General features: G+C 64.6%; 22 protein-coding genes. 14 read left to right on the top strand and 8 right to left on the bottom strand.

What is annotated here, in order from left to right:
* Positions 1 to 16 precede the first annotated feature (16 nt).
* The 4 genes from EWH10_RS09880 (at position 17) to EWH10_RS09865 (ending at position 4969) form a co-directional block, all read left to right on the top strand.
* Complete coding sequence (locus EWH10_RS09880; RefSeq protein WP_044662344.1) at positions 17 to 2236, top strand: S9 family peptidase; 2220 nt, start codon at positions 17 to 19, stop codon at positions 2234 to 2236.
* Positions 2237 to 2471: 235 nt separating this feature from the next.
* Positions 2472 to 3497 (top strand): aspartate-semialdehyde dehydrogenase, encoded by a 1026-nt coding sequence (locus EWH10_RS09875; protein ID WP_025550873.1) that lies wholly within the window; start codon positions 2472 to 2474, stop codon positions 3495 to 3497.
* 10 nt (positions 3498 to 3507) lie between these two features.
* Positions 3508 to 4188, top strand: a complete 681-nt coding sequence (locus EWH10_RS09870) for a DUF2238 domain-containing protein (protein WP_025550875.1) — start codon at positions 3508 to 3510, stop codon at positions 4186 to 4188.
* Positions 4189 to 4195: 7 nt separating this feature from the next.
* Positions 4196 to 4969: an alpha/beta fold hydrolase gene (locus tag EWH10_RS09865; RefSeq protein WP_044662343.1), complete on the top strand. Its 774-nt coding sequence runs from the start codon at positions 4196 to 4198 to the stop codon at positions 4967 to 4969.
* Between the two features lie 41 nt (positions 4970 to 5010).
* Here EWH10_RS09865 and EWH10_RS09860 read toward each other — a convergent pair whose 3' ends face one another.
* Complete coding sequence (locus EWH10_RS09860) at positions 5011 to 6465, bottom strand: AMP nucleosidase (protein WP_044662342.1); 1455 nt, start codon at positions 6463 to 6465, stop codon at positions 5011 to 5013.
* Between the two features lie 73 nt (positions 6466 to 6538).
* Entirely contained in the window at positions 6539 to 7021 is a 483-nt protein-coding gene (locus EWH10_RS09855) for a peroxiredoxin (protein ID WP_025550880.1), read from the bottom strand.
* A 146-nt stretch (positions 7022 to 7167) separates the two neighbouring features.
* On the opposite strand from EWH10_RS09855, the gene EWH10_RS09850 reads away from it, so the two are divergent.
* From EWH10_RS09850 to ahcY, 3 genes are all read left to right on the top strand, one after another.
* Positions 7168 to 7728, top strand: a complete 561-nt coding sequence (locus tag EWH10_RS09850; protein ID WP_025550882.1) for a YqgE/AlgH family protein — start codon at positions 7168 to 7170, stop codon at positions 7726 to 7728.
* 163 nt (positions 7729 to 7891) lie between these two features.
* On the top strand, positions 7892 to 8602 hold the full coding sequence (locus EWH10_RS09845; RefSeq protein WP_229742528.1) for a hypothetical protein: 711 nt from the start codon (positions 7892 to 7894) through the stop codon (positions 8600 to 8602).
* Positions 8563 to 9972: an adenosylhomocysteinase gene (gene ahcY / locus EWH10_RS09840; RefSeq protein ID WP_044662340.1), complete on the top strand. Its 1410-nt coding sequence runs from the start codon at positions 8563 to 8565 to the stop codon at positions 9970 to 9972. The genes EWH10_RS09845 and ahcY overlap by 40 nt, the downstream gene beginning before the upstream one ends.
* Before the next feature lie 339 nt (positions 9973 to 10311).
* Here the strand turns inward: ahcY and alaS are convergent, their stop codons facing one another.
* The 4 genes from alaS to EWH10_RS09820 form a co-directional block, all read right to left on the bottom strand.
* Entirely contained in the window at positions 10312 to 12966 is a 2655-nt protein-coding gene (gene alaS / locus EWH10_RS09835; RefSeq protein ID WP_044662339.1) for an alanine--tRNA ligase, read from the bottom strand.
* Positions 12967 to 13141: 175 nt separating this feature from the next.
* Positions 13142 to 13423 carry an acylphosphatase gene (locus EWH10_RS09830; protein ID WP_044662338.1) on the bottom strand — a complete coding sequence of 94 codons (282 nt, stop codon included), beginning with the start codon at positions 13421 to 13423 and terminating at the stop codon, positions 13142 to 13144.
* The gene (locus tag EWH10_RS09825; protein ID WP_044662337.1) at positions 13423 to 14157 is read right to left on the bottom strand and encodes an NYN domain-containing protein; all 735 of its coding nucleotides are present in this window, start codon (positions 14155 to 14157) and stop codon (positions 13423 to 13425) included. Before EWH10_RS09825 ends, EWH10_RS09830 begins: the two co-directional genes overlap by 1 nt.
* A complete protein-coding gene (locus tag EWH10_RS09820) occupies positions 14157 to 14807 on the bottom strand; it encodes a carbonic anhydrase (protein ID WP_044662336.1) in 651 nt (216 codons plus the stop codon). Before EWH10_RS09820 ends, EWH10_RS09825 begins: the two co-directional genes overlap by 1 nt.
* 20 nt (positions 14808 to 14827) lie before the next feature.
* Here EWH10_RS09820 and lipA point away from each other — a divergent pair, with 20 nt between their 5' ends.
* Positions 14828 to 15811, top strand: a complete 984-nt coding sequence (gene lipA, locus EWH10_RS09815) for a lipoyl synthase (protein ID WP_044662335.1) — start codon at positions 14828 to 14830, stop codon at positions 15809 to 15811.
* A gap of 4 nt (positions 15812 to 15815) precedes the next feature.
* Positions 15816 to 16292, top strand: a complete 477-nt coding sequence (locus EWH10_RS09810; RefSeq protein WP_025548914.1) for a type II toxin-antitoxin system RatA family toxin — start codon at positions 15816 to 15818, stop codon at positions 16290 to 16292.
* Here the strand turns inward: EWH10_RS09810 and EWH10_RS09805 are convergent.
* Together EWH10_RS09805 and EWH10_RS09800 are read right to left on the bottom strand one after the other, a co-directional pair.
* The gene (locus EWH10_RS09805; protein ID WP_025548915.1) at positions 16238 to 16756 is read right to left on the bottom strand and encodes a CinA family protein; all 519 of its coding nucleotides are present in this window, start codon (positions 16754 to 16756) and stop codon (positions 16238 to 16240) included. The two genes, EWH10_RS09810 and EWH10_RS09805, sit on opposite strands and share 55 nt — an antisense overlap.
* Positions 16757 to 16761: 5 nt before the next feature.
* Positions 16762 to 17943, bottom strand: coding sequence for a bifunctional 2-C-methyl-D-erythritol 4-phosphate cytidylyltransferase/2-C-methyl-D-erythritol 2,4-cyclodiphosphate synthase (locus tag EWH10_RS09800; protein WP_044662334.1), 1182 nt, complete (start codon positions 17941 to 17943; stop codon positions 16762 to 16764).
* A 106-nt stretch (positions 17944 to 18049) separates the two neighbouring features.
* Here EWH10_RS09800 and dusB point away from each other — a divergent pair, with 106 nt between their 5' ends.
* The 5 genes from dusB (at position 18050) to ntrX (ending at position 25413) form a co-directional block, all read left to right on the top strand.
* On the top strand, positions 18050 to 19069 hold the full coding sequence (gene dusB / locus EWH10_RS09795) for a tRNA dihydrouridine synthase DusB (RefSeq protein WP_044663154.1): 1020 nt from the start codon (positions 18050 to 18052) through the stop codon (positions 19067 to 19069).
* On the top strand, positions 19066 to 20175 hold the full coding sequence (locus EWH10_RS09790; protein ID WP_025548920.1) for a two-component system sensor histidine kinase NtrB: 1110 nt from the start codon (positions 19066 to 19068) through the stop codon (positions 20173 to 20175). The genes dusB and EWH10_RS09790 overlap by 4 nt, the downstream gene beginning before the upstream one ends.
* 13 nt (positions 20176 to 20188) lie before the next feature.
* On the top strand, positions 20189 to 21634 hold the full coding sequence (gene ntrC, locus EWH10_RS09785) for a nitrogen regulation protein NR(I) (protein ID WP_044663153.1): 1446 nt from the start codon (positions 20189 to 20191) through the stop codon (positions 21632 to 21634).
* Between the two features lie 151 nt (positions 21635 to 21785).
* Complete coding sequence (locus EWH10_RS09780; RefSeq protein WP_044662333.1) at positions 21786 to 24050, top strand: HAMP domain-containing histidine kinase; 2265 nt, start codon at positions 21786 to 21788, stop codon at positions 24048 to 24050.
* Positions 24040 to 25413 (top strand): nitrogen assimilation response regulator NtrX, encoded by a 1374-nt coding sequence (gene ntrX, locus EWH10_RS09775; protein WP_044662332.1) that lies wholly within the window; start codon positions 24040 to 24042, stop codon positions 25411 to 25413. The genes EWH10_RS09780 and ntrX overlap by 11 nt, the downstream gene beginning before the upstream one ends.
* Positions 25414 to 25455: the final 42 nt, after the last annotated feature.

Genomic DNA, 25455 nt, shown 5'->3' with positions numbered 1-25455 from the left:
GAGGCAAGGGATGAAAATGTCGCCATATCTGAAAAGCGGCGCGGCTGTCGGCGCGCTGTTGCTTTCCGTGATGTCCGCCCAGGCGCAGGAAAAGCTGACCCTGGAGCGGGTGTTCGCCAGTCCGGACCTCTCCGGCCCGCAACCAAGGGCATTGAAGCTGTCGCCCGACGGCAAGCTGGTGACGCTGCTGAAGCCACGGACGGACGAGAAGGAACGGCTCGACCTTTGGGCGGTGGATACGTCCACGGGCGCGGAGCGGATGCTGGTCGATTCGAAGAAGACAGGCAGCGGCGCGGCGCTTTCCGAGGCGGAGAAGATGCAGCGGGAGCGGGATCGTTCCGTCGCGGGCAGCACCGGCATCGTCAGCTATGACTGGGCGCCGGACGGCAAGTCCATCCTCGTGCCGGTCGACGGCGATCTTTATCTGGCCGCGCTGGACGGGAAGGTCACGCGTCTCACCGACACGCCCGATGGCGAGTTGAACGGCGTGGTCAGCCCCAGGGGCGGCTATGTGTCCTTCGTGCGCGGCGGCAATTTCTTCGTTCAGCCGATGGGCGGCGCGGAGAAGCAGTTGACCCAGGGCGCCAGCGACACGGTGAGCTGGGGCGTGGCGGAGTTCGTCGCGCAGGAGGAAATGGACCGGCGCACCGGCTATTGGTGGTCGCCCGACGACAGGCTGATCGCGGTTGCGCGCGTGGACGAAAGCCCGGTCGGCATCGTCACGCGCACGGCCATCGGGGGCGAGGGCACCAAGGTCTATGAGCAGCGCTATCCGGCGGCCGGAACGCCCAATGCGCTGATCGAGCTGTATGTGATGAAGCCGGAGGGCGGGGAGCCCGTCAAGGTCGATCTCGGCACGGAGAAGGATGTTTATCTCGCCCGCGTCGACTGGTCCAAGGATGGCAGAACACTTTACGTCCAGCGCGAGAGCCGGGACCAGAAGACGCTCGACCTGCTGGCCGTCGATCCGGCGACCGGCAAGGCGCGGGTGATCCTGACCGAAAGGGCGAAGAGCTGGATCAACCTCAGCAACAATTTCACGCCGCTCAAGGATGGCAGCTTCCTCTGGTGGTCGGAAAAGACCGGCCATGGACATCTCTACCATGTGCGGGGCGGCCGGCGGACGCCGCTCACCAGCGGTGAATGGGAAGTGCGCGATGTGGTGAGCGTGGATGAGGGCAAGGGCCTTGTCTATTTCACCGGCAACAGGGAAACGCCGCTGGAGCAGCAGCTTTATGCCGCGCCGATCGCCAAGGCGGGGCCGCTGCGGCAGCTGACCTCGGCGGGCTGGTGGAACGACGCCGTGATGGACGGCGCGGCGAGCCGCATCGTGGTCGCGCGCAGCAATAGCGACCAGCCCAGGCAGGTCTATCTGGCCGATAGCGGGGGCAAGCAGTTGAACTGGCTGTCGGAGAATGCGGTTCGGGGCAGCCACCCCTATGCGCCCTATTGGGCCAGCCATGTGAAGACCCGGTTCGGCACGATCAAGGCGGCGGACGGCTCGACGCTCTACACCCGGATCATGACGCCGCCGCTGGAGGCAGGGAAGCGCTATCCGGTCTTCATGCTCCATTATGGCGGGCCCGGCGCCGGACGGCAGGTCACCAATTCATGGGGATCGCCCATCTACCAATATCTGGTGGACAGGGGCTGGATCGTCTTTGCCGTCGACAATCGGGGCACGCCCGATCGCGGCAAGGCGTTCGAGGACCAGATCTACCACGCCATGGGTACGGTCGAGGTGGAGGATCAGCTTGCGGGCGTGAACTGGCTCAAGACCCAGCCCTATGTCGATCCCAAGCGGATCGCGACCTATGGTTGGTCCTATGGCGGCTATATGTCGCTCAAGCTGCTGGAGAAGGCGCCGGGGGTGTTCTCTGCGGCGGTGGCGGGCGCGCCGGTCACGAAATGGGAACTATACGACACCCATTATACCGAGCGCTATCTGGGCCAGCCGCAGGAGAAGCCCAGCGCCTATCCCGGTTCCGGCGCGGTGGATGAGGCGGTGAAGATCAGGGACCCGCTGCTACTGATCCACGGCATGTCGGACGACAATGTGGTGTTCGACAATTCGACGGCGCTGGTGGCGAAGATGCAGGGCGCCGCCGTGCCGTTCGAGATGATGGTCTATCCGGGACAGACCCATCGCGTCGGCGGGCCGGGGATCAGCGTGCATCTGTGGCGGACCATCGAGGATTTCCTGGCGCGGCATGGGACGGGGCCTCAATCTCGATAATTCTGAACCCTGTCCTTCGTTCGCTCCAAGCCTGTCGAAGGGCTTTCTCTGAGAAGAAAGTGAAGGGCTTCGACAGGCTCAGCCCGAACGGAGGGAGGGCTTAAGGGAAGGGGGCAGGGCAAGGTCCGCCATGCAAGCCAAGCTTTGACGCAATAAACGGCTTGTCACTGGACAAACGGCGCAATGCCGCTATGGCGCCCACTCCGCAATTTTGCATGGAGTGGAGTGTTAAGTCATGGGCTACAAGGTCGTCGTCGTTGGTGCCACCGGTAATGTGGGCCGCGAGATGCTGACCATTCTCGCCGAGCGCGAGTTCCCTATTGACGAGATCGCGGCGGTCGCCTCGCCCCGGTCGCAGGGCACCGAAATCGATTTCGGTGACACCGGCAAGACGCTCAAATGCAAGAATATCGAGCATTTCGACTTCACCGGCTGGGACATCGCCCTGTTTGCCGCAGGCTCCGGCCCGACGGCGGAATATGCGCCCAAGGCGGCGGCGGCGGGCTGCGTCGTGATCGACAATTCGTCGCTCTACCGCATGGACCCGGACGTGCCGCTGATCGTGCCGGAAGTGAATCCGGATGCGATTGACGGATACAAGAAGAAGAACATCATCGCGAACCCCAACTGCTCGACCGCGCAGATGGTCGTGGCGCTCAAGCCCTTGCACGATGCCGCGACGATCAAGCGCGTCGTCGTCGCCACCTACCAGTCGGTTTCCGGCGCGGGCAAGGCGGGCATGGACGAGCTGTTCGAGCAGTCGCGCAACATCTTCGTCGGCGATCCGGCCGAACCGAAGAAGTTCACCAAGCAGATCGCCTTCAACGTGATCCCGCATATCGACGTCTTCCTGGACGACGGCTCGACCAAGGAAGAGTGGAAGATGGTCGCGGAAACCAAGAAGATTCTCGATCCCAAGGTGAAGGTCACGGCGACCTGCGTGCGCGTGCCGGTGTTCGTCGGGCATTCCGAGGCGATCAATCTCGAGTTCGAGAATGAGATTTCGGCGGAGCAGGCCCAGAATATCCTGCGTGAAGCGCCCGGCGTGATGCTGGTCGACAAGCGCGAGGACGGCGGTTACGTCACCCCCGTCGAGTGCGTGGGCGACTATGCCACCTTCATCAGCCGCGTGCGTGAGGATTCGACCATCGACAATGGCCTGAACCTCTGGTGCGTCAGCGACAATCTGCGCAAGGGCGCGGCTCTGAACGCGGTGCAGATCGCGGAACTGCTGGGCCGCCGTCACCTGAAGAAGGGCTGAGGCCCTTCCCATGATCTCCGGCGCTGCTGTCTGGAAAGCCGTTCCAGCCGCGCAGCGCCGGATGATCGTTCTGCTGGTCGCGGCCATTGTCGCCGCGAATGTCGATCAGCCCTATCCCGAACTGGCGCCGCTCCAGCATGGGCCGACGGCGCTGCTCATCCTTGTCTCGCCCTGGCTGTTGCGCCGATGGCCGCTGTCTAACGGATCGGTGGCGTGCGTCCTGCTGTTCCTGCTGCTGCATACGCTGGGCGGGCGGTACATCTATTCCTATGTACCTTATGACATCTGGGCGCGGGCGATCAGCGGCCATGATATTTCCGGCACTTTCGGCTTGGCGCGCAACGGCTATGACCGGCTGGTGCATTTCGCCTTCGGCGCCCTCCTGACCGCGCCCTTCGCGGAAGCGGCGCGGCGTCATGGCGTCATGCGGACGGGCTGGAGCCTTGTTTTCGCCTTTGTCTCCGTTGGGTTCGTGGGCGCTGTCTACGAGATTTTCGAATGGCTGCTGAGCGTGGTGGCCGCCGGCCAGACGGCGGACTGGTATAATGGCCAGCAGGGCGACATGTGGGACCCGCAAAAGGACATGGCGGCCGCGCAGATCGGAAGCGTCCTCGCACTTGTCTGGCTTCTCTCTACTCGACAAGGAGAGGGCAAGGCCATATCGCCGCACGCGCATTCATCCAAGGAGTAGCTCGCTCATGTCCGGCCCCACGTCCGACCTGCCCATCGAGAAGCTGGAGATCAAGGGGTTGGGCGGGCTTCCCCTTGCCGTGCATGTGGTGGGGGAGGGCCGCGATCTGGTTCTGATCCATGGCTATTTCTCCAATGCATACACCAACTGGATACGTTACGGCCATGCCGCGAAGCTGGTGGAGGCGGGATTCCGCCTCATCCTGCCCGACCTTCGGGGGCATGGCGAAAGCGGCAAGCCCCATGATGCCGCCGCTTATCCGCCCGACGCGCTGACCGAGGACGGGCTTGCGCTGGTCGAGCAGCTTGGGCTGACCGAGTATGATCTGGGCGGCTATTCGCTGGGAGCGCGGACGACGGTGCGGATGCTGGCGCGGGGCGCGACGCCGCGCAGGGTGATCCTGGCCGGCATGGGGCTGCGCGGTCTGGTCCAGACGCTCGACAATGGCGGCTATTATCGCAATGTCCTCACCAACCTCGGCACGTTCGAGCGGGGGACGTCGGAATGGATGACGGAAGCCTTTCTGAAGACCACCAAGGGCGATCCGGTCGCGATGCTGCACATCCTCAACACCTTCGTCGATACGCCCAGGGAGGTCATCGCCGGGTTCCAGCAGCCCATAGAGGTGATTTGCGGAGCCGATGACCGGGACAATGGCGTCGCGCAGGAACTGGCGGAACTGCTGCCCCACGGCCGCTATGTCGAAGTTCCGGGGAACCACATGAATGCGGTGACGCGGAAGGAGCTGGGGCAGGCGATGGTGGATTTCCTGACGGATTGAGCCATGCGCATGCTCCTGCCCATGCAGGAGCATGGCAAGCTTCAGCGGAACGGCGGCTCGTTGAAGGCGCGCAGTTTGCGGCTGTGGAGCTTCGGCCCCTCCTGCCGCAGCAGTTCGCAGGTCATAAGACCCACGCGCAGGTGCCCCGCAATGGCTTCCTCATAGAAGCGATTGGCCTGTCCCGGCAATTTCAGTTCGCCATGGATCGGCTTGTCCGAAACGCAGAGCAGCGTTCCATAGGGCACGCGGAAGCGATAGCCCTGCGCCGCGATAGTGGCCGACTCCATGTCGATGCCGACGGCGCGCGACAGGCTGAACCGCAGCGCCGAACTGGAATAGCGCAGTTCCCAGTTGCGGTCGTCGGTCGTCACGACCGTGCCCGTGCGCAGGCGGCGCTTGAAATCCTCCCGATCGTCGCCGCCCAGCACGGCCTCCGCCGCCTTCGCCAGCGCCACCTGTACTTCCGCGATGGCGGGAACCGGGATTTCGGGCGGCAGCATTTCATCCAGAACATGATCGTCGCGCAGATAGGCGTGGGCCAGCACATAGTCGCCTATCCGCTGGCTCGGGCGCAGGCCGCCGCAATGGCCGATCATCAGCCAGGCTTCCGGCCGCACGACGGCCAGATGATCGCAGATCGTCTTGGCGTTGGAGGGCCCGACCCCGATGTTGACCAGCGTGATGCCACTGCGGTCCGGAGCGATCAGGTGATAGGCGGGCATCTGATGCTTGCGCCAGGCGCTGTCCGCGATCATCTGCGCCGGGTCGGCGGTTTCCGGCGTTACATAGACCCCACCGGCCCCTGACAGCGCGGTGTAGCGACTGCCCTCCCGCTGCAATTCGGCGCAGGCCCATGCCACGAACTCGTCGACATAGCGGTGATAATTGGTGAACAGGATGTAGCGCTGCACATGCTCTGCCGGGGTGCCGGTATAATGCTTCAGGCGGGCCAGTGAAAAATCGGTGCGAAGCCCGTCGAACAGCGCGAGCGGCCTTTCGCCCTCCGCATCCTGCATGAACAGGCCGTCCGCGATCTCGTCCCCGATTTCCGCCAGTTCGGTGGCCGGGAAGTGGCGGGCCAGTTCGGTCGGCGGGGTGCCATCGAGCGCGCTCATGTCCAGCCCGTCCAGAACATAGGGGAAGGGAATGGGCTGGTCGCTGATGCCGGTTTCCACCATCACGCCATAGTCGCGGACGAGAAGGTCGACCTGTTCGGCCAGATAGTCACCGAACATGGCGGGGCGGGTGACGGTGGTCACATAGCGTCCGGGCTTGGACAGCCGGGCGAAGGAGCGGCCGGGGGGCGGCGCGTCCGACTCGCCATGATGGGTGATCCGCAATTCCGGATAGCAGAAACGCCGGTCCGTCCTGGCTTCCGGTGGCGGTACGCTGCCGTCGCGAGCGTAGGCGCGCATCGCCTCGCGAAGATTTTCGATGGAGTTCCGATAGATGTCGTCGAGTTCAGCGACGATCGCACTTCCGATGCTTCTTGTCATCGAGCCTTGGTAACGCACTTATATGACCGAAGGAAGATGCGCGCCCGGATAGCGGGCGCACATCCCCCGGAAATCAGATCTGGTCGAGCAGATATTCGGCTGACGACACCTTGAAATCACCCGGCGCTTCGACATTCAGCTCCGTAACGACGCCGTCCTTGACGATCATGGAGAAGCGCTGCCCGCGCGTGCCCATGCCGAACTTGCTGCCGTCCATGGTAAGGCCGACGGCCTGCGCGAAGTCGCCATTGCCGTCGGCCAGCATCGTCACCTTGCCGTCGGCGCTGGCGGACTTGCCCCAGGCGCCCATGACGAAGGCGTCGTTGACCGCGGTGCAGGCGATTTCATCCACGCCCTTGCCCTTCAGTTCCTCCGCCTTATCGACGAAGCCGGGCAGATGGCGCGCGGAGCAGGTGGGGGTGAAGGCCCCCGGCACGGAGAAGAGCGCGACGGTGCGGCCCGCGAAGAAATCGTCCGAAGCAACCTGCTCGGGACCGTTTTCGGTCATCTTGACGAAAGTGGTGCTGGGGATGCGTTCGCCCTTCGAAATGGTCATCGTCTGCCTCCTGGCCTTGTTGGGGTTCGCGGCACGTTGGCCCTGCCGCCCTGTCTGTCAAGGGGGAGCCATGGAATATGGCGCGCTGCCCCGCCCAAGCGACGGCCCGCCATTGGCAAAGGCGACAAGGGGCGTATAGTCGCGCCATGACCACAGCACGCTCCTATGCCGGACAGTTCCTGCTTGCCCTGCCGGGAATGGAGGACATGCGGTTCGATCATTCCGTCATCGCCATGTGCGTGCATGACGAGAATGGATCGTTGGGGATCGCGGTCAGCGATGAGATCGACGGGGTCAGCCTGCACGACCTGCTGGAGAGCTTCGACATCGAACCCGGCGACGTTCCGGATTCTCCCGTGCTGCGCGGCGGGCCGGTCGAACCCCGGCGCGGCTTCGTCCTGCATTCCCTGGACTGGAGCGGTCATGACATGGTCGCCGTGGGCGAAGGATGGGGCCTGTCCGGCTCGCTGGAGATACTGAAGGCGATTGCGGAAGGGAAGGGGCCGAGTCGCTATCTGGTCGCGCTTGGCTATGCCGGGTGGGGCGCGGGGCAACTGGATGAGGAAATGAACGGGGAAAGCTGGTTTCCGACCGACTGCACCCCTGAGCTTCTGTTCGACGTGCCGGCGGCGCGGAAATGGTCGGCCGCCTATGCCGCGGCCGGAGTCGATGCCTCCCATCTGGTCAGCGGCGCGGGATCGGCCTGACCGGCCTTTCGGAACGTCACCGTAAGCATGGCTGCATTGGGGGCTTGTTGCCTTGGCGTAACTGAACCCTTTACGGTAAAATCCGGCTAACCTTCGCCGTTGAGAGTCCGGCAACCGGATGAGCGCACCCTGATCCTCGGGCAATTGGACGGGGGTTCAACTCATGAGGATATTGATCGCAGCGGCGCTTGCCGCGACGATGCCGCTTGCGCCGGCCACGGCGGCGACCTGCTGGAAGCAGACCGCCGTGGAAGCAGCGCAAATCCGGGATTTCGAGATGATGCTGATGGTATCTGCGCTGCGGTGCCGGGCGACGGGACATGACTTCCTTGCCAGCTATAACCGCTTCATCCGGGAAAAGCGCGAGACGCTGACGCAGGTGAATGACGAGCTGCGCGAGCATTTCCGCTCGGCCGCCGGGGCGGTTGGCGCGCTGGGGGCTTATGACAATTACGTCACGGGCCTCGCCAATGTCTATGGCGCGGGCGCGGACGGGCTGGGCTGCCGCGACCTCCAGTCGATCACGGACGCCGCCAACGCCCTGCCGCCCAGCCGGTCGGCCTTGTTGGAACTGGCCGATGCGGCGGCGATCAGCCCGCATCTGTCCGGCGCGCGGTGCGACATCGTCACGGCGGTGGCGGAGAAGGTGCGGAAAACGGACGACCTCATCCGGCGCGCCGGTGAAGGTCGCGGTGCGCGGTCCTGCCGAATAAGACATAAAGAAAACTTTATATTGAGTTGCCTTGGATGGCGGCGATTGGTAAAGCCCAGCCCATCGTCGCCGTTCGTTCAATCGGGCGGCGGCCTCAATCTTAACGATATGGAGACAGGCTCGTGGCCACCGCACCCGCCACCCAGGCGCAGGATTATGTGATCCGCGACATCGGCCTTGCCGCTTTCGGCCGCAAGGAAATCGAAATCGCGGAAACCGAAATGCCGGGCCTGATGGCCCTGCGCGCCGAATTCGGCGCCGCCAAGCCGCTGAAGGGCGCGCGCATCACCGGGTCGCTGCACATGACGATCCAGACCGCCGTGCTGATCGAGACGCTGGCGGAACTGGGCGCCGAAATCCGCTGGGCGTCGTGCAACATCTTCTCGACCCAGGATCATGCCGCCGCCGCCATCGCCGCGCGGGGCATCCCGGTGTTCGCCGTCAAGGGCGAGACGCTGGAGGAATATTGGGACTATGTCATCCGCATCTTCGACTGGGGCGATACGGTCTGCAACATGATCCTGGACGATGGCGGCGACGCCACCATGTTCGCGCTGTGGGGCGCCCGCGTCGAGGCCGGGGAAGAACTGTTCACCCCCGGCAACGAGGAAGAGGAAATCTTCGTCGCGACGCTGAAGCGCTTCCTGGCCGAGCGTCCGGGCTATCTGACCGAGACGGTCAAGGCCATCAAGGGCGTGTCGGAAGAGACCACGACCGGCGTCCACCGCCTTTATGAACTGGCGAAGAAGGGCAAGCTGCCCTTCCCGGCGATCAACGTCAACGACAGCGTCACCAAGTCGAAGTTCGACAATCTCTATGGCTGCAAGGAATCGTTGGTCGACGCCATCCGTCGCGCCACCGACGTCATGCTGGCCGGCAAGGTCGCCGTGGTCGCCGGCTTCGGTGACGTGGGCAAGGGTTCGGCCGCTTCGCTCCGCAATGGCGGTGCGCGCGTGCTGGTGACGGAGATCGATCCGATCTGCGCGTTGCAGGCGGCAATGGAGGGCTATGAAGTCGTCACCATGGAAGAGGCGGCCACCCGCGCCGACATCTTCGTCACCGCGACCGGCAATGAGGACGTCATCACCGTCGACCATATGCGCGCCATGAAGAACATGGCGATCGTGTGCAATATCGGCCATTTCGACAGCGAGATCCAGATCGCGGGCCTCAACAACATGAAGTGGACCGAGATCAAGCCGCAGGTCGACGAGGTCGAGTTCCCCGACGGCAAGAAGATCATCGTGCTGGCGAAGGGCCGGCTGGTGAACCTGGGCTGCGCCACCGGCCATCCGAGCTTTGTCATGTCATCGTCCTTCACCAACCAGGTGCTGGCGCAGATCGAGCTTTGGACCAAGTCGGATGAGTATAAGAACGACGTCTATGTGCTGCCCAAGCATCTGGACGAGAAGGTGGCGGCGCTCCACCTGGAGAAGCTGGGCGTGAAGCTGTCGAAGCTGACGCCCAAGCAGGCCGCCTATATCGGTGTGACCCAGGAAGGGCCATTCAAGCCGGATCATTACCGCTACTGAGCGGGATGGGAAGGGGAGGCATCGAGCCTCCCCTTTTTTTTGGGCTTGGGCGGTACGTGCTTTTGTGCCGGGTCAGGTTGCCGTGAGCCGGTCGTGCAGTTCCATTCCTTCTTGCAGAGAGCCAGGCACTCAGCCCTGTTGCTGTCGGGTCTGGACCGGATCACCCAATATCCGTCTCTTTGGGCTTGCCGTGGAGCGCTTCTCTTCGAGAAAGAAGCGGGGCTTCGACAGGCGCAAGCTGAACGGGTGGGAGAGCGACTCCGTCCTTCCGGGTAGAAGGAGGGCGCCGCTCACCCCGCGGTGCATGGCCTGCGGTCGAATATCGGGCCGGCCGCGCGGTTATGCAGGCCCGCTGGCGAGGGCTGCCCTGACCGCTTCGATCGCCGCCTGCGCTTTGTCGCCTTCCGGACCGCCGCCCTGGGCCATGTCGGGACGGCCTCCGCCGCCCTTGCCGCCCAAGGCTTCGACGCCTGCGCGGACCAGATCCACGGCGCTGATCGTGTTCACAAGGTCGTCGGTGACGCCGACGGCAATGCTGGCGCGGCCATCGACCACCGCCAGGACGGCGGAGACGCCGCTGCCGAGCGTTGCCTTGTTCTGATCGACCAATCCGCGCAGTTCCTTGGGATCGAGCCCCTCGATCACCTGACCGATGAAGTTGACCGAGCCCACCTTCTCCGGACCCGCCGCCTGTGCGGAACCCCCGCCGCCCAGCGCCAGCGCCTTCTTCGCTTCGGCGAGCTCGCGTTCCAGCTTGCGGCTCTGTTCGACCAGCGCGGCGATGCGGGCAGGGACTTCCTCCGGCGTCGTCTTGAGTGCGGCGGCGGACTGGCGCAGCCGGTCTTCGCGGTCGGAGAGCCAGAGGCGCGCAGCTTCGCCGGTCAGCGCTTCGATGCGGCGGACGCCAGACGAAACGGCGCTTTCCGAGATGATCTTGAAGATCGCGATGTCGCCGGTTGCGCGGACATGGGTGCCGCCGCACAATTCGACCGAATAGCTGTTCGCATCGCCCTTGCCCATGGAGAGGACGCGGACCTCGTCCCCATATTTCTCACCGAACAGGGCCATGGCGCCGGCGGCGATGGCGTCGTCCGGCGTCATCAGGCGCGTCGTCACCGCTTCATTGTGGCGGATCTGTTCGTTCACATCGGCTTCGATGGCGGCGATCTGGCTGTGGGTCAGCGCCTCGGGATGGGAGAAGTCGAAGCGCAGACGATCGGGTGCGACGAGGCTGCCCTTCTGCGTGACGTGGGCGCCGAGCTGGTTACGGAGCGCGGCATGAAGCAAATGGGTGGCGCTGTGATTGGCGCGGATGCGGTCGCGGCGGCCGACGTCGACGCTGAGGTGAACCGTGTCGCCCAGCTTGACGCTGCCCGCGCCGACCTTCGCCCGGTGCGCATGGAGGCGGCCCAGCGGCTTCGCGGTGTCCTCGACATCCGCGACCAGGCCGGACTGCGCGCTGATCGTGCCCGCATCGCCCATCTGGCCGCCGCTTTCGCCGTAGAACGGCGTCTGGTTGGTGATGATCGTGACCGTCTCGCCAGCGCTCGCGCTGTCGAAGTTCACACCGTCCTTGACGATCGCCAGCACCTCGCCCTCGCCCTCGGTCGAGCTATAGCCGATGAACTCGGTATTGCCGGCCTTTTCGGCAATGTCGAACCAGATTTCGTCCGAGGCCTTTTCGCCTGAGCCCTTCCACGCGGCGCGGGCGGCGGCCTTCTGTTCGGCCATCGCCTTGTCGAAGCCTTCGCGGTCGACGCTGAGGCCGCGCGAGCGAAGCGCGTCTTCGGTCAGGTCATAGGGGAAGCCATAGGTGTCGTAGAGCTTGAACGCGGTCTCCCCAGGCAGCGTGCCGCCTTCCGACAAGTCGCCGGTCGCTTCGTCGAGCAGCTTCAGTCCCTTTTCCAGCGTCTGGCGGAACCGGGTTTCCTCGCGCAGGAGGGTTTCCTCGATCAGCGGCTGGGCGCGGACCAGTTCCTGATAGGCGCCGCCCATTTCGGAGACGAGGCTGCCGACCAGACGGTGCATCAACGGCTCCTTGGCGCCGATGATATGGGCGTGGCGCATGGCGCGGCGCATGATGCGGCGCAGCACATAGCCGCGGCCTTCATTGGCGGGCAGCACGCCGTCCGCGATCAGGAAGCTGGTGGAGCGGAGATGATCCGCGATGACGCGGTGGCTGGCCTTATACTCGCCATCGGTGGCGGTTTTCGTCAGTGCGCCCGATTCCTCTATCAGCGCCTTGAAGGTATCGGTGTCGTAATTGTCGTGGACGCCTTGCAGGACCGCCGCGATGCGTTCCAGACCCATGCCGGTGTCGATGCTGGGCTTGGGAAGTTCGGAGACGATCTCGTTCGCTTCCTGCTCATATTGCATGAAGACGAGGTTCCAGATCTCGACGAAACGGTCGCCATCTTCCTCCGGGCTTCCGGGAGGACCGCCCCAGATATGGTCGCCATGGTCGTAGAAGATTTCCGAGCAGGGGCCGCAGGGGCCGCTGTCGCCCATGGCCCAGAAATTATCCTTGGTGGGGATGCGGATGATCCGCTCCTCCGGCAGGCCGGCGATCTTCTTCCACAGGTCGAAGGCTTCGTCGTCGGTGTGATAGACCGTCGCCGTCAGCTTTTCGGGCGAAAGGCCCCATTCCTTCGTCAGCAGGGTCCAGGCATGGGTAATCGCCTGTTCCTTGAAATAATCACCGAAGCTGAAATTGCCCAGCATTTCGAAGAAGGTATGGTGGCGCGCGGTATAGCCGACATTGTCGAGGTCGTTATGCTTGCCGCCGGCGCGGACCGACTTCTGGCTGCTCGTCGCCTTGGTGTAGGGGCGGGATTCAAGGCCGGTGAAGACATTCTTGAACGGCACCATGCCCGCATTGACGAACATCAGCGTCGGGTCGTTGTGCGGCACGAGAGGCGCGGACGGAACGATGGTGTGGCCGTTGGCCCCGAAATAGTCGAGGAAGGAGCGGCGAATGTCGTTGGTCGATGTCATGCGGGCGATTTAGTGGGAAGCGCTCCAACGCACAAGCGGGGCTTTTCGTCGTTCATGGGAATATCGGCCGATGGGGTTGCCCGCTGAGACAGGCGGGCCGGAAAAGCGGACGGGGCCGCTCGCCTCGGCCCAAGGACGCGATTTTCCTTTCCGCCCGTCCGCCCGCCCGGCGAAGTCAGGCGGTCGGCCGCTTCTGAAATGATTCATGTCCCCCGACCGCGACATCCTTGGCCTCTATCCGCGCGACCTGCGCGGCGGGCGGGCCTTGTCGCGCCAGCAGGACGAACCGCTCCACCGCATCCCGCGGTCCTTCCACCAGCGCCTCCACGCTGCCGTCCATGCGGTTGCGTACCCAGCCTGTCAGGTTGAGACCCCGGGCCGTTTCGACGGCCCAGTTGCGGTAGAACACGCCCTGCACCCGGCCGAGGATCGTCAGGTGGCGGGCGAGGATGGTCATCAGTGCACCCGCTTGATCCAGGTCTGGCCGTCGCGGCTCTCCACCTTGAAATTATTGATCGAGCGGACAAGGTCGGACAGCCGCTTGAACCCATAGTTGCGCGTGTCGAAACTGGAGCGGTTCCCGGCGAGCTGGCCCACTTCGCTGAGGCGGGCGAAGCCCTGATCGTCGCGTTTGACGGCATTATAGGCGTCGATCAACAGCTTGACGAGATCGGGCGCGACTTCGGGCGCGTCGGGGGAGGCGGGTTCCGCCGCCGACTCCTCCAGTTCGGCGGGCGCCGTTCTTGCGCTGGCGAGCGCCCCGACGTCGATGAAGCGGGTGCAGGCGCTGCGGAAGGCCTGCGGCGTCTTGTCCGTTCCGAAGCCATAGACCGGCAGGCCTTCCTGCCGGATGCGGGTGACGAGCGGCGTGAAATCGCTGTCGCTCGACATCAGGCCGAAGCCGGTGACCCGGCCCGACGCCATCAGGTCCATGGCGTCGATCGTCATCTTCATGTCGGTGGCGTTCTTGCCCCGGGTGAGGTCGAACTGCTGCTGCGTTTCGATGGCCTGCGTCACGGCCTGCCGCGCCCATCCCTTGAGCGCGGGCTTGCTCCAATTGCCATAGGCGCGCCGGATATTGACGGTGCCCAGTTCCGCCAGGACCGTCAGCACCGGGTCGAAATGGTCGGCGGAGACATTGTCGGCATCGATCAGCAGGGCGATATTGCCGCTGGGGATCGGCGCGGTCATCAGGCTTCCAGCGCCGCCGGGCTGAACTGGCCGCTCGCCTCGTCCAGCAGGTGGAGCTGGCCGTCGGCAATGGCGAAGAAGGCGCCGATCAGCCTGATCTCGCCGCTCCGTTCCTTAGTGCGGACGCAGGGGAAGGTGCGCAGATTGGCCAGGCTGACCTTGACGCCTTCCTGCTCCATGGCGCGTTCGGCGTCGCGGCCGTCATCCGCGCCAAAGCGTTGGACCACCTTTTCCCGCGCTTCGTCCAGCAGTTCGATCCAGTTGTGGATGAAGCCGCCCTCGCCGGGAGGCGCGTCTTTCAGCGAATGGCTGAGCGCCGCCTTGCAGCCGCCGCATTTGCCATGGCCCATGACGACGATCTCGCCCACCTTGAGCACCTGGACCGCGAATTCCAGCGCCGCGGAGACGCCGTGGCGGCCGGGATTGGTTTCAAAGGGGGGCACCAGCGCCGCGACATTGCGGACCACGAAGATCTCGCCGGGGCTGGTGTCGAATATCTGTGCGGGATCGACTCGGCTGTCGGAACAGGCGATGACCATGACGCGGGGGCTCTGCCCCTCGCTCAGTTCATCCCATCGCTCCCGCTGCTGGGTCCAACCGGTGTTGCGGAAGCGGCGATAGCCGGCGAGCATATCAGCGAAATCGGTCATGCGCCGGTCTGTGCCGAACAATGATGGGGCTGGCAAGAGCGCTCTCGCATCGCTATCTGGGGCGCATGACCGACATCGTCCCGATCCCCGCGCCCGCCACTCGTCCCGAGCGCGCCCGCAAGCCCGACTGGATTCGCGTGAAGGCGCCGACCAGCCCCGGCTATCACGAGACGCGCAAGCTGATGCGGACCAAGGGGCTGGCGACGGTGTGCGAGGAGGCGGCCTGCCCGAACATCGGGGAGTGCTGGACCAAGAAGCATGCGACCGTGATGATCCTGGGCGATGTCTGTACGCGGGCCTGCGCCTTCTGCAACGTCAAGACCGGCATGCCGCGCAAGGTCGATCCCAACGAGCCGCAGAATCTGGCCGATGCCTGCGCGGAAATGGGGCTGGAGCATATCGTCATCACCTCCGTCGACCGCGACGACCTGCCCGATGGCGGCGCGTCGCAGTTCGTGAAGGTGATCGAGGCGCTGCGCCGCACGACCCCGGACACGACCATCGAAATCCTGACGCCGGACTTCCGCAACAAGCATGAACGCGCCGTCGAGATGATCGTCGCGGCGCGACCGGACGTCTATAACCATAATCTGGAGACGGTGCCGCGCCTCTATCCGACCATTCGCCCGGGCGCGCGCTATTATGCGTCGCTGCGGCTGCTGGAGACGGTGAAGAAGCTCGATCCGTCGATCTTCACCAAGTCGGGCATCATGCTGGGTCTGGGGGAGGAGCGGCTGGAGGTCCATCAGGTGATGGACGACATGCGCTCCGCCGACATCGACTTCCTGACCATGGGGCAATATCTCCAGCCGACGCCCAAGCACGCCAAGGTGATGGAGTTCGTCACTCCGGCGGCGTTCAACGCCTATGCGGCGATTGCGCGGGCCAAGGGCTTCCTGCAGGTGGCGTCGAGCCCGCTGACCCGCTCGAGCTATCATGCGGGCAAGGATTTCGCGGAAATGCGCGCGGCCCGCGAGGCGCAACTGGCGAAGGCCGGCCAATAAGCCGATGCCAAAGCATAACGAAACGAGGCCGCTTCCCTATACGCCCGAACAGATGTTCGACCTGGTGGCGAATGTGGAGGCCTATCCCGAATTCCTGCCCTGGGTCAGCGCGATCCGGGTGCGGTCCGATAGCGATTCGGAAATGGTCGCGGACATGATCGTCGGGTTCAAGGGGATCAAGGAGAGCTTCACGTCCCGCGTGCACAAGCATAGGCCGGATCATGTGCGGGTCGATTATCTGGATGGGCCCTTGAAGCATCTCCACAATGAATGGAGCTTTCGCGACGACGGCAAGGGCGGCGTTCTGGTGGATTTCGAGGTCGAGTTCGAATTCAAGAGCAAGCTGTTCGAGATGCTGGCCGGCCAGGTGTTCGACAAGGCGCTGCGCAAGATGATCGGCGCGTTCGAAACCCGCGCGGCGGAGCTTTATGGCGCGGGCGAGTCGGGCAGCAGCAGTTCGAGCGCGCACAGCGCCGCCTGAAGGCGGACGCCGCCCCGGCCCGTATCCCCGAAATAATGCATGTCGGCCACGATCTTGTCGGGGCTGGCGCCGCGTTCGGCGCGGGCGAAGACGACGGTGCCGACAGGTTTCTGCTCCGATCCGCCGCCGGGGCCGGCTATGCCGGTGATGGCGACGGCGACATTGGCGTGGCTCTTGTTCAGCGCGCCCTGCGCCATGGCCCAGGCGGTGGCGATGGAAACCGCGCCGAAGGTTTCGATGACATCCTGCGATACTTTGAGAAGCTCGCTCTTCATGTCATTGGAATAGGTGACGAAACCAGCTTCGAACACTTCGGACGATCCGGCGATTTCGGTCAGTGCGGCGGAGACAAGGCCGCCGGTGCAGCTTTCCGCCACGGCGATGGTGCGGCCGGCGCGACGGTTGGCGGCGACGACGCGCTCGGCCAGTTCGACAAGCGACGCGGGAAGGATGCTATCGGGCATGGCGATCAGATTAGCGCGGGGAGGGAGAGCGTGGCAACAGCCTGTGCGGCAATACCCTCCCGCCGACCGGCGAAGCCCAGCCGTTCGGTGGTGGTCGCCTTTATGCTGACCCGGTCGGGAGGAAGGTGCAGGATTTCCGCGATCCGGGCGCGCATGGCGTCCCTGTGCGGACCGATTTTCGGCGCCTCGCAGATCAGCGTCAGGTCGACATGCTCGATAAAGCCGTCCCGTTTTGCGACGCGCTCCGCCGCATATTCCAGGAAACGGGAGGAGGCGACTCCCCGCCATTGCTGGTCGGAGGGCGGGAAATGGCTGCCGATGTCGCCCTCCGCCAGTGCGCCCAGCAGCGCATCCACCAGCGCGTGGATCGCCACGTCCGCGTCGCTGTGCCCAGCGAGGCCCCGGTCGTGCGGAACGCGGACCCCGCAGAGCCAGAGCTCCTCATCGGGGGCTAGCCGGTGGACGTCATAACCCATGCCGGTCCGGACGCTGCGGGCAGCGCCCAGCCGAGCTTCGGCGCGGAGGAAATCCTCGGCATAGGTCAATTTTTCCAGCCTTTCATCGCCAGCGACCAGTGTGACGTCATGGCCCGAATGCCGCAATATCTGGGCATCGTCGGTTGCTTCCCGATTGCCGTCCCAGCTTCTGTGCGCGGCCAGCAGGGCATCGAAGCGGAAGGCCTGCGGCGTCTGGACCCGGAACAGGCCATCGCGGTCGACGACGTCCCCGGCCTTGTCATGGTCGCTCTTGTCATGTTCGCTTCTGACCAATGTGTCTGCGACCGGTAAGGCGGGAATGGCGCCGGGCGCACCCTCCAGCGCGGCGAGCAGCCGGTCAATCACCGTCGCGGGGAGAAAGGGACGGGCAGCGTCGTGCACCAATATGCGCGCCGCGCCGCCAGCGGACGCTATATGCTCAAGACCGGCGCGGACGGACCCGCGGCGGCTGTCGGCGCCTTGAACGATGGCGGAGACGGTGCAGCTTTCCAGTGCGGCGCGTGCATCCTCCTCCTGCCCCGCGCCGACGACCAGGACAACAGAACCGATGGCGGGATGTCCGGCCAGCGCGTCGACGGCGTGGGCGAGGACCGGCTTGCCGCCGATGCGCCGGAATTGCTTGGGAATGTCGCCGCCCGCGCGGCTGCCCTGACCTGCTGCGACCAGCAAAGCGACGGTTCTGTCTGTCATGGCCGCGCCTGTATCGCAGTGCCGGGCCAACCGCCAGCCCCGCCTCGCTTGCCGATGATGCGGATTTCCGCTAAGGGCTGCCTGTTTTTTAGGCAGTGTTGGAATGATGCAGAGGCTTTCCCCGATTTCCATAGGTCCGGTGACGATTGACATGCCGGTCGTGCTGGCGCCGATGACGGGCGTGACGGACATGCCGTTCCGGACACTGGTCCGCCGCTATGGCTCCGGCCTCAACGTGACCGAGATGATCGCCACGGCGGCGATGATTCGCGAGACGCGCCAGTCGCTGCAGAAGGCGGCCTGGCATCCGCTGGAGGAGCCTGTATCGATGCAGTTGGCCGGCTGTTCGCCCACGGAAATGGCGGAGGCTGCCAAGCTGAACGCGGATCGCGGCGCGGCGATCATCGACATCAACATGGGCTGCCCGGTTAAAAAGGTCGTGAATGGCGATGCGGGCAGCGCGTTGATGCGCGACCTGCCGCTGGCCGCTTCGCTGATCGAAGCGACGGTGAAGGCCGTCGATGTGCCCGTCACGGTCAAGATGCGCATGGGTTGGGATCATGCCAGCCTGAACGCGCCCGAACTGGCCCGGATCGCGGAGGATCTGGGCGCGAAGCTGATCACCGTTCATGGCCGCACGCGCTGCCAGATGTACAAGGGGTCGGCCGACTGGGCCTTCGTGCGCAGCGTGAAGGATGCGGTGTCGCTGCCCGTCATCGTCAACGGCGACATCTGCTCCATCGACGATGCCGAGACGGCGCTGAAGCAGAGCGGCGCCGACGGCGTGATGATCGGGCGGGGCGCCTATGGGCGGCCCTGGCTGATCGGGCAGGTGATGCACTGGTTCCGCACGGGGGAACGGCTGGCCGATCCTGCGCTGGAGGAACAATATCGCGTGATTACGGAACATTATCGCGCGATGCTGGAGCATTATGACAATCATACCGGCGTCAACATGGCCCGCAAGCATATCGGCTGGTACACCAAGGGGCTGCCGGGTTCGGCCGAGTTCCGCAATGCGGTGAACCAGGAGCCGGACGGCGATGTCGTGCTGGACATGCTGGCGCGCTTCTACGAACCGCTGATCGCCGACGAGGGGCCGGTCGAGACGCGCAAGGCGGCATGACGGCGGCCATGACGACCATCCCGTCGCTTCGACCGCAACAGGATGGGCCTTCGCTTTCCGAACTGATGACGGCGTTGCCGGTCGCGACCCTGGTGGTGCGGCCGGACAACAGCATCGCCGATGCCAATGTCCGCGCCGAAACGCTGCTCAACATGGCGCGATCGGCCATTGTCGGCAGCGACATAGCGCGGACCATCCGCATGGCGGAAATGGGCGCGCGCTTCGACATCTGGCACAGCAACAAGCCGATCGCCGCCTATGACATCCGCGTGCATGCGGGGCGCACGGCGGAAATGGAGGTCGACCTGATGATCGCGCCCATCGTCGATCATGAAGGCTGGCGCGTCGTATCGATCCACACCCAGAGCCAGGCGCGCAAGATCGGCCATCGCGGTACGGCGGGCGGCGCGCGATCGGCCATCGGCGCGGCGGCGATCCTGGCGCATGAGATCAAGAATCCGCTGTCGGGCATCAGGGGCGCGGCCCAGTTGCTGGAATCGGGCAATGACGGACGGGACGCCGCGCTGACGCAACTCATCTGCAATGAGGTGGACAGAATCGCCGCGCTGATCGACCGGATGCAGGACTTCACGACGGACCGGACCCTGGAGTGCCGCAGCGGCAACATCTATCCGCTGATCGACCGGGCGGCGAATATCGCCGCCGCCGGATTCGCAAAGGATATAAGGATCGTAAAGAGTTATGATCCATCCCTGCCATTCGCCAATATCAACGAGGATGCGCTGGTGCAGGTGATGATCAACCTGCTCAAAAATGCCGCCGAGGCGCTGGAGCACAGCAGGAAGCCCCGGATAAGGGTGGAGACGGCGTTTCGCCATGGCGTTTCCGTAGTGGTCGGCAAGGGGAAGGGCAGCGCGGTGCTGCCCATCGAAATCCTGGTGGTCGACAATGGGCCGGGCGTGCCGGAGCATATATTGGATCACCTGTTCAATCCCTTCATCACCGGCAGGCGGGACGGAACGGGGCTGGGGCTGGCGCTGGTGGACAAGCTGGTGCGCGACATGAACGGGTTCGTGCAATATTCGCGCGATCATGAGGCAGGGGAATCGACCTTCCGCATCCTGCTGCCGATGGGAACGGGTTGATGGCGGCGAGATGATGGCGGTGACGGGCTCGATTTTGGTGGTGGACGACGATCCGGCGATCTGCGTGGTCGTGGGGGAAGCGCTGCGGCGGCAGGGATACAGGGTCAAGACGGCTGCATCGATCCGGGAGCGGAGCGCCCTGCTGGAAAGCTTTTCGCCGGACGTCCTGATCACCGACGTCATGCTGCCGGACGGCGACGGGCTGGATGGGGTCGCGGAGATTCTGGAACGGCGCCCGGCGCTCAGCATCATCATCCTGTCGGCGCAGAACACATTGAATACGGCGATCCGCGCCACCGAAAAAGGCGCGTTCGAATATCTGCCCAAGCCCTTCGATCTCAATGAGCTGACGCGGGCCGTGTCGGATGCGCTGGGATCGGGGAAGGGGGCGGACGAGGAAGCGGCCGATGCCGGCCTGCCGCATGACGGATTGCCGCTGGTGGGTCGTTCCCCGGCGATGCAGGAGGTGTATCGGACCATCGCCCGGGTCCTGTCGAACGACCTCAGCATATTGGTGCTGGGCGAATCCGGGACCGGCAAGGAACTGGTGGCAGAGGCGATCCATAGCCTGGGGCAGAGGCGGACCAAGCCGTTCGTGCCGATCAACATGGCCGCCATCCCCCGCGAACTGATCGAGGCGGAACTGTTCGGTTATGAAAAAGGGGCCTTCACCGGCGCCCATGCCCGCACCGCAGGCAAGTTCGAGCAGGCGCAGGGCGGCACGCTGTTCCTGGACGAGATCGGGGACATGCCGATGGAAGCGCAGACGCGGCTGCTGCGCGTCCTTCAGTCCGGAGAGGTCACGACCGTCGGCGGCTCCAAATCGGTCAAGGTGAATGTCCGCATCATCGCGGCCACCAACAAGGATCTGCCCAGGCTGATCGAGGAGAACCGCTTCCGGCAGGACCTCTATTACCGGTTGAACGTGGTCCCCATCGCGCTTCCGGCGCTGCGTGAGCGGCGGGAGGACGTGATCCTGCTCGCCCGGCATTTCCTGGACCGCGCGGCGCAGGAGGGGCTGCCGCGCAAGTCGCTGTCCGACGATGCGGCGCAATTGCTGATGGCCTATCACTGGCCCGGCAATGTGCGCGAACTGCAGAATCTGATGCAGCGGCTGGCGGTTCTGAGCCGTGAGAACATGATCACCGCCGACATGCTGCGCAACAGCCTGCCGCTGGAAGCCGTGCCCGCCGATTATGCCGCCCCCGGCGACCTGCTGGGCCAGGCGGTGCGGGAATGGGCGAAGCGGCAACTGGGCATCGGCCTGACCCAGCCGAACCGCAGCCTGCATGACGACCTGCTGGCGGTGGTGGAGCCGATCCTGTTCCAGGAGACGCTGGCCAGCGTCGACGGAAACCAGATACGCGCCGCGGGACTGTTGGGCATCAACCGCAACACGCTGCGCAAGAAGCTGACCGACTATGGGCTCGATCCCTTGCAGCTTCGGATCGGCGATTAGAATATTCGGCGGGGAAGATCGGCCAAGCCGATGCGTTCGGATCGACCGTTCCGGGCGGCGGCGACGAACCGACCGCTCTTTTCGACCGGAAGCGCCATGCCCATCAATTACTGTGTTTGATCGGGCACATTAATGTTGTAACCAAGCCACTATGGAAGGCGCAGTGACTCTGCCGGCGCGGGGCCGGGCATGGAAAAGGCATTTCCCCCTTTTCCTGCGCCGCCGCCTTGCCGCGGTGGTGGAGGCGGTGACGCTTGTCCTGTTCCTGGGCATGGCGGGCATCACCTATTTCCTGCTGACGGGACAGGGGCAATCCTACACATTGCTGACCCCGCCCATCGTGGCGTTGCTGCTGGTCGCCAATCTGGTGCCGGCGATTGCGCTGCTGGTGCTGCTGGGACGGCGGGTGGCGAAGCGGCGCGCGGCCCAGTCCGCCATAGGGAGCGACGGGCAGTTGCACGTCCGTCTGGTGGCGATATTCTCCATCGTCGCCAGCGTGCCCATGCTGCTGGTGGTGATCTTCGCCTCCCTGCTGTTCCAATATGGCGTGCAGTTCTGGTTTTCCGACAGCGCGCGGGGCATGCTGCAAAATGCGAGCGACCTGGCGCGGGGCTATTATGAGCAGAACCTGCGCGACGTGCGTGACGAAACCGTCACCATGGCGAGCGACCTGCGCGATTATCTGAGCCAGTCGAAAGTCTCCAGCCCGCGCTTTGCCGAAGGTTATATCTATCAGGTCGTCACGCGGAAGCTGAACCGTTCCGCGATCATCGAGATCGGCAAGGACGGCGTGGCGCGCACGGCGGCGACGGTCGATCCGGAAAGCCGGCCGGCGTCGGAGATGCTGACGCCCGACGTGGTGAAGCGGCTGGAAGCCGGCGAGGATGTGGTGGTCGCCGCCAAGCCCAACCAGATCGAGGCGGTGACGCTGCTCTATCCCAACGCGAAAATCTATCTCTACGCCACCCGCGATTCCGGTTCGACGGCGTTCAGCAATGTCGAGCGGGCGCAGAAGGTGTTGTCGGATTACGACATTTTCGCCGCACAGTCCCGCGCCTTGCAGTTGCGCTTCAACATATTGCTGTTCGTGGGATCGCTGCTGCTGGTGGGCGTGGCGGTCTATATCGCGCTGAAGGTCGCCGACTGGATGGTGCGGCCCGTGAACGAACTGGTCATGGCTGCCCGGCGGATCACGGCGGGCGACCTGTCGGCCCGCGTGACCAGCCCCCAGGCGCGGGATGAGATCGGCACATTGGCCGCCGCGTTCAACCGGATGACGCAGAGGCTGGAAGCGCAGACCGGCGCGCTGGTCGCGGCGAACAGCCAGCTCGATGAACGCCGCGCCTTCATCGAGGCGATCCTGTCGGGCGTGTCGGCCGGCGTGCTGTCGGTGGACCGCGACGGCATCATCCTGCTGCTCAACAGTTCGGCGGCCGCCATATTGGTGCGGGAGGGGGACGATCCGGTGGGCTGTCCGCTGACTGAAGTGTCGCCCGAACTGGCGGCGCTGATCGCTTCGGAGGAGGATGCGGGCATCGTCCAGATCCGCGCCCATGGCGACGTGCGGACGCTGGCGGTCAAGGTTTCGGAGGATGCGTCGCGCCACATCCTGACCTTCGACGACATCACGCAGCAGCTTTCCGACCAGCGGCGGGCGGCATGGTCCGACGTGGCGCGGCGGATCGCGCATGAGATCAAGAACCCGCTGACCCCGATCCAGCTTGCCGCCGAGCGGCTGCAACGCCGCTATGCCGAGGAGGTGACGAGCGACAAGGCCACCTTTACGCGCCTGACGGGCACCATCGTGCGGCAGGTGGGCGACCTGCGGCGGATCGTCGACGAATTCTCCTCCTTCGCGCGCATGCCCAAGCCGGTGTTCCGGCGCGAGCGGATCGACGACATCGCCCGCCACGCGCTGTTCCTGCACGAAGTCGCCCATCCCGATATTCGCTTCGAATATCATTCGATGGATGGCGATGCGGAAATGGTCTGCGACCGCCGGCAATTGGGTCAGGCACTCACCAACATCGTCAAGAACGCCGTCGAGGCGATCGAGCCCAAGCCCGCCGCGGAAGGCGACCATTGGCGCGGGCAGGTGTCCATGACGGTGGAGCATGACGGCGGCAACCTGCTGATCGCGGTGCAGGACAATGGCATCGGCCTGCCGCCGGAACGGGAACGCATATTGGAGCCTTATATGACCACCCGGACCAAGGGCACGGGCCTGGGCCTCGCCATCGTGAAGAAGATTGTCGAGGAGCATATGGGCGAAATCCGCTTCGACGACGCCGATGGCGGGGGGGCGCGCGTGACGTTGCGCTTCCCGGTGGCGGCGCTCGAGAAATTGGAAGAGGGGCAGGTCATCGCCTTGCCCCATGGAAAAACGACTGGAAAAGTGACAGCCAATGGCGCTTGATATTCTGATAGTCGACGATGAGGAGGACATTCGCGATCTGGTCGCGGGCGTCCTGGAGGATGAGGGCTTCACCACCCGCACCGCCGCCAACAGCGACAGCGCGATCGAGGCGCTGGACGCCCGGCGGCCTTCGCTGGTGTTGCTGGACGTGTGGTTGCAGGGATCGAAGCTGGACGGGCTGGAACTGCTGGACGAGATCAAGCGGCGGGATGCGACCATTCCGGTGCTCATGATCTCCGGCCATGGCAATATCGATACCGCCGTGGCCGCCATCCGGAAGGGAGCGGCGGACTTCATCGAAAAGCCGTTCGAGGCGGACCGGCTGCTGCATCTGGTTTCCAGGGCGACCGAGACGGAGCGGCTGCGGCGCGAAAATCAGGTGCTGCGCGCCCGTTTCGGGCAGGATGACGAACTGACCGGCACTTCGGCGGCGATCAATGCCGTCCGCGCCACGATCAAGAAGGTGGCGGGGACGGGCAGCCGGGTGCTGATTTCCGGGCCGGCGGGCGTCGGCAAGGAAGTCGCCGCGCGCATGCTGCATAGCTGGAGCGGGCGGGCGGACGCGCCCTTCATCATCGTCGCCGCCGCGCGGATGGACCCGGATCGTGTCGAGGAAGAGCTGTTCGGCGTCGAGGACCCGAGCGGGCTGGTGCGTCCCGGCTATCTGGAGCAGGCGCATGGCGGCACGCTCTATCTCGACGAAATCGCGGACATGCCGCTTACGACGCAGGCGAAGATCCTGCGCGTGCTGACGGATCAGAGCTTCACCCGCGTCGGCGGGCAGCGGCAGGTAAAGGTGGATGTCCGCGTCATTTCCTCGACCGCGCTCAACCTGGCGACGGAGATCGAGGAGCGGCGTTTCCGCGAGGACCTATTCTACCGGCTCAACGTCGTGCCCCTCATCATCCCGCCGCTGGCCGAGCGCCGGGATGACATTCCACCGCTGGTCGAACATTATCTCGCCCGTTTCGCGGCGGAGCGCCGGGTGCCGCCGCCGGAGATCGCCAGTGACGCTATGGCCGCCTTGCAGGCCAATGAATGGCCGGGCAACGTCCGTCAGCTTCGCAACGTCATCGAGCGGACGATGATCCTGGCGCCGGGCGAGCGGATCGGGCGGATCGAGTTGGACATGCTGCCGGCCGAACTGACGAGCAACGGCGGTTCGGAGGGGATGGGGCAGTCAGCGATCATGGGCGCGCCGCTCCGCGAGGCGCGGGAAAGCTTTGAGCGGGAATATCTGCGCATCCAGATCCGCCGCTTTTCGGGCAATATTTCCCGTACCGCCACCTTCATCGGCATGGAGCGTTCGGCCCTGCACCGGAAGTTGAAGCTGCTGGGAATTACGGATGGCAAGGATGGTTGAGGTAAACTGAACGATCTTCAGCCAAACAGGGCATGGACGGCC

Source organism: Sphingobium fuliginis (assembly GCF_004152845.1).
GTDB classification, from domain to species: Bacteria; Pseudomonadota; Alphaproteobacteria; order Sphingomonadales; family Sphingomonadaceae; genus Sphingobium; species Sphingobium fuliginis.
This window is presented reverse-complemented; position numbering and strand designations above follow the sequence as displayed.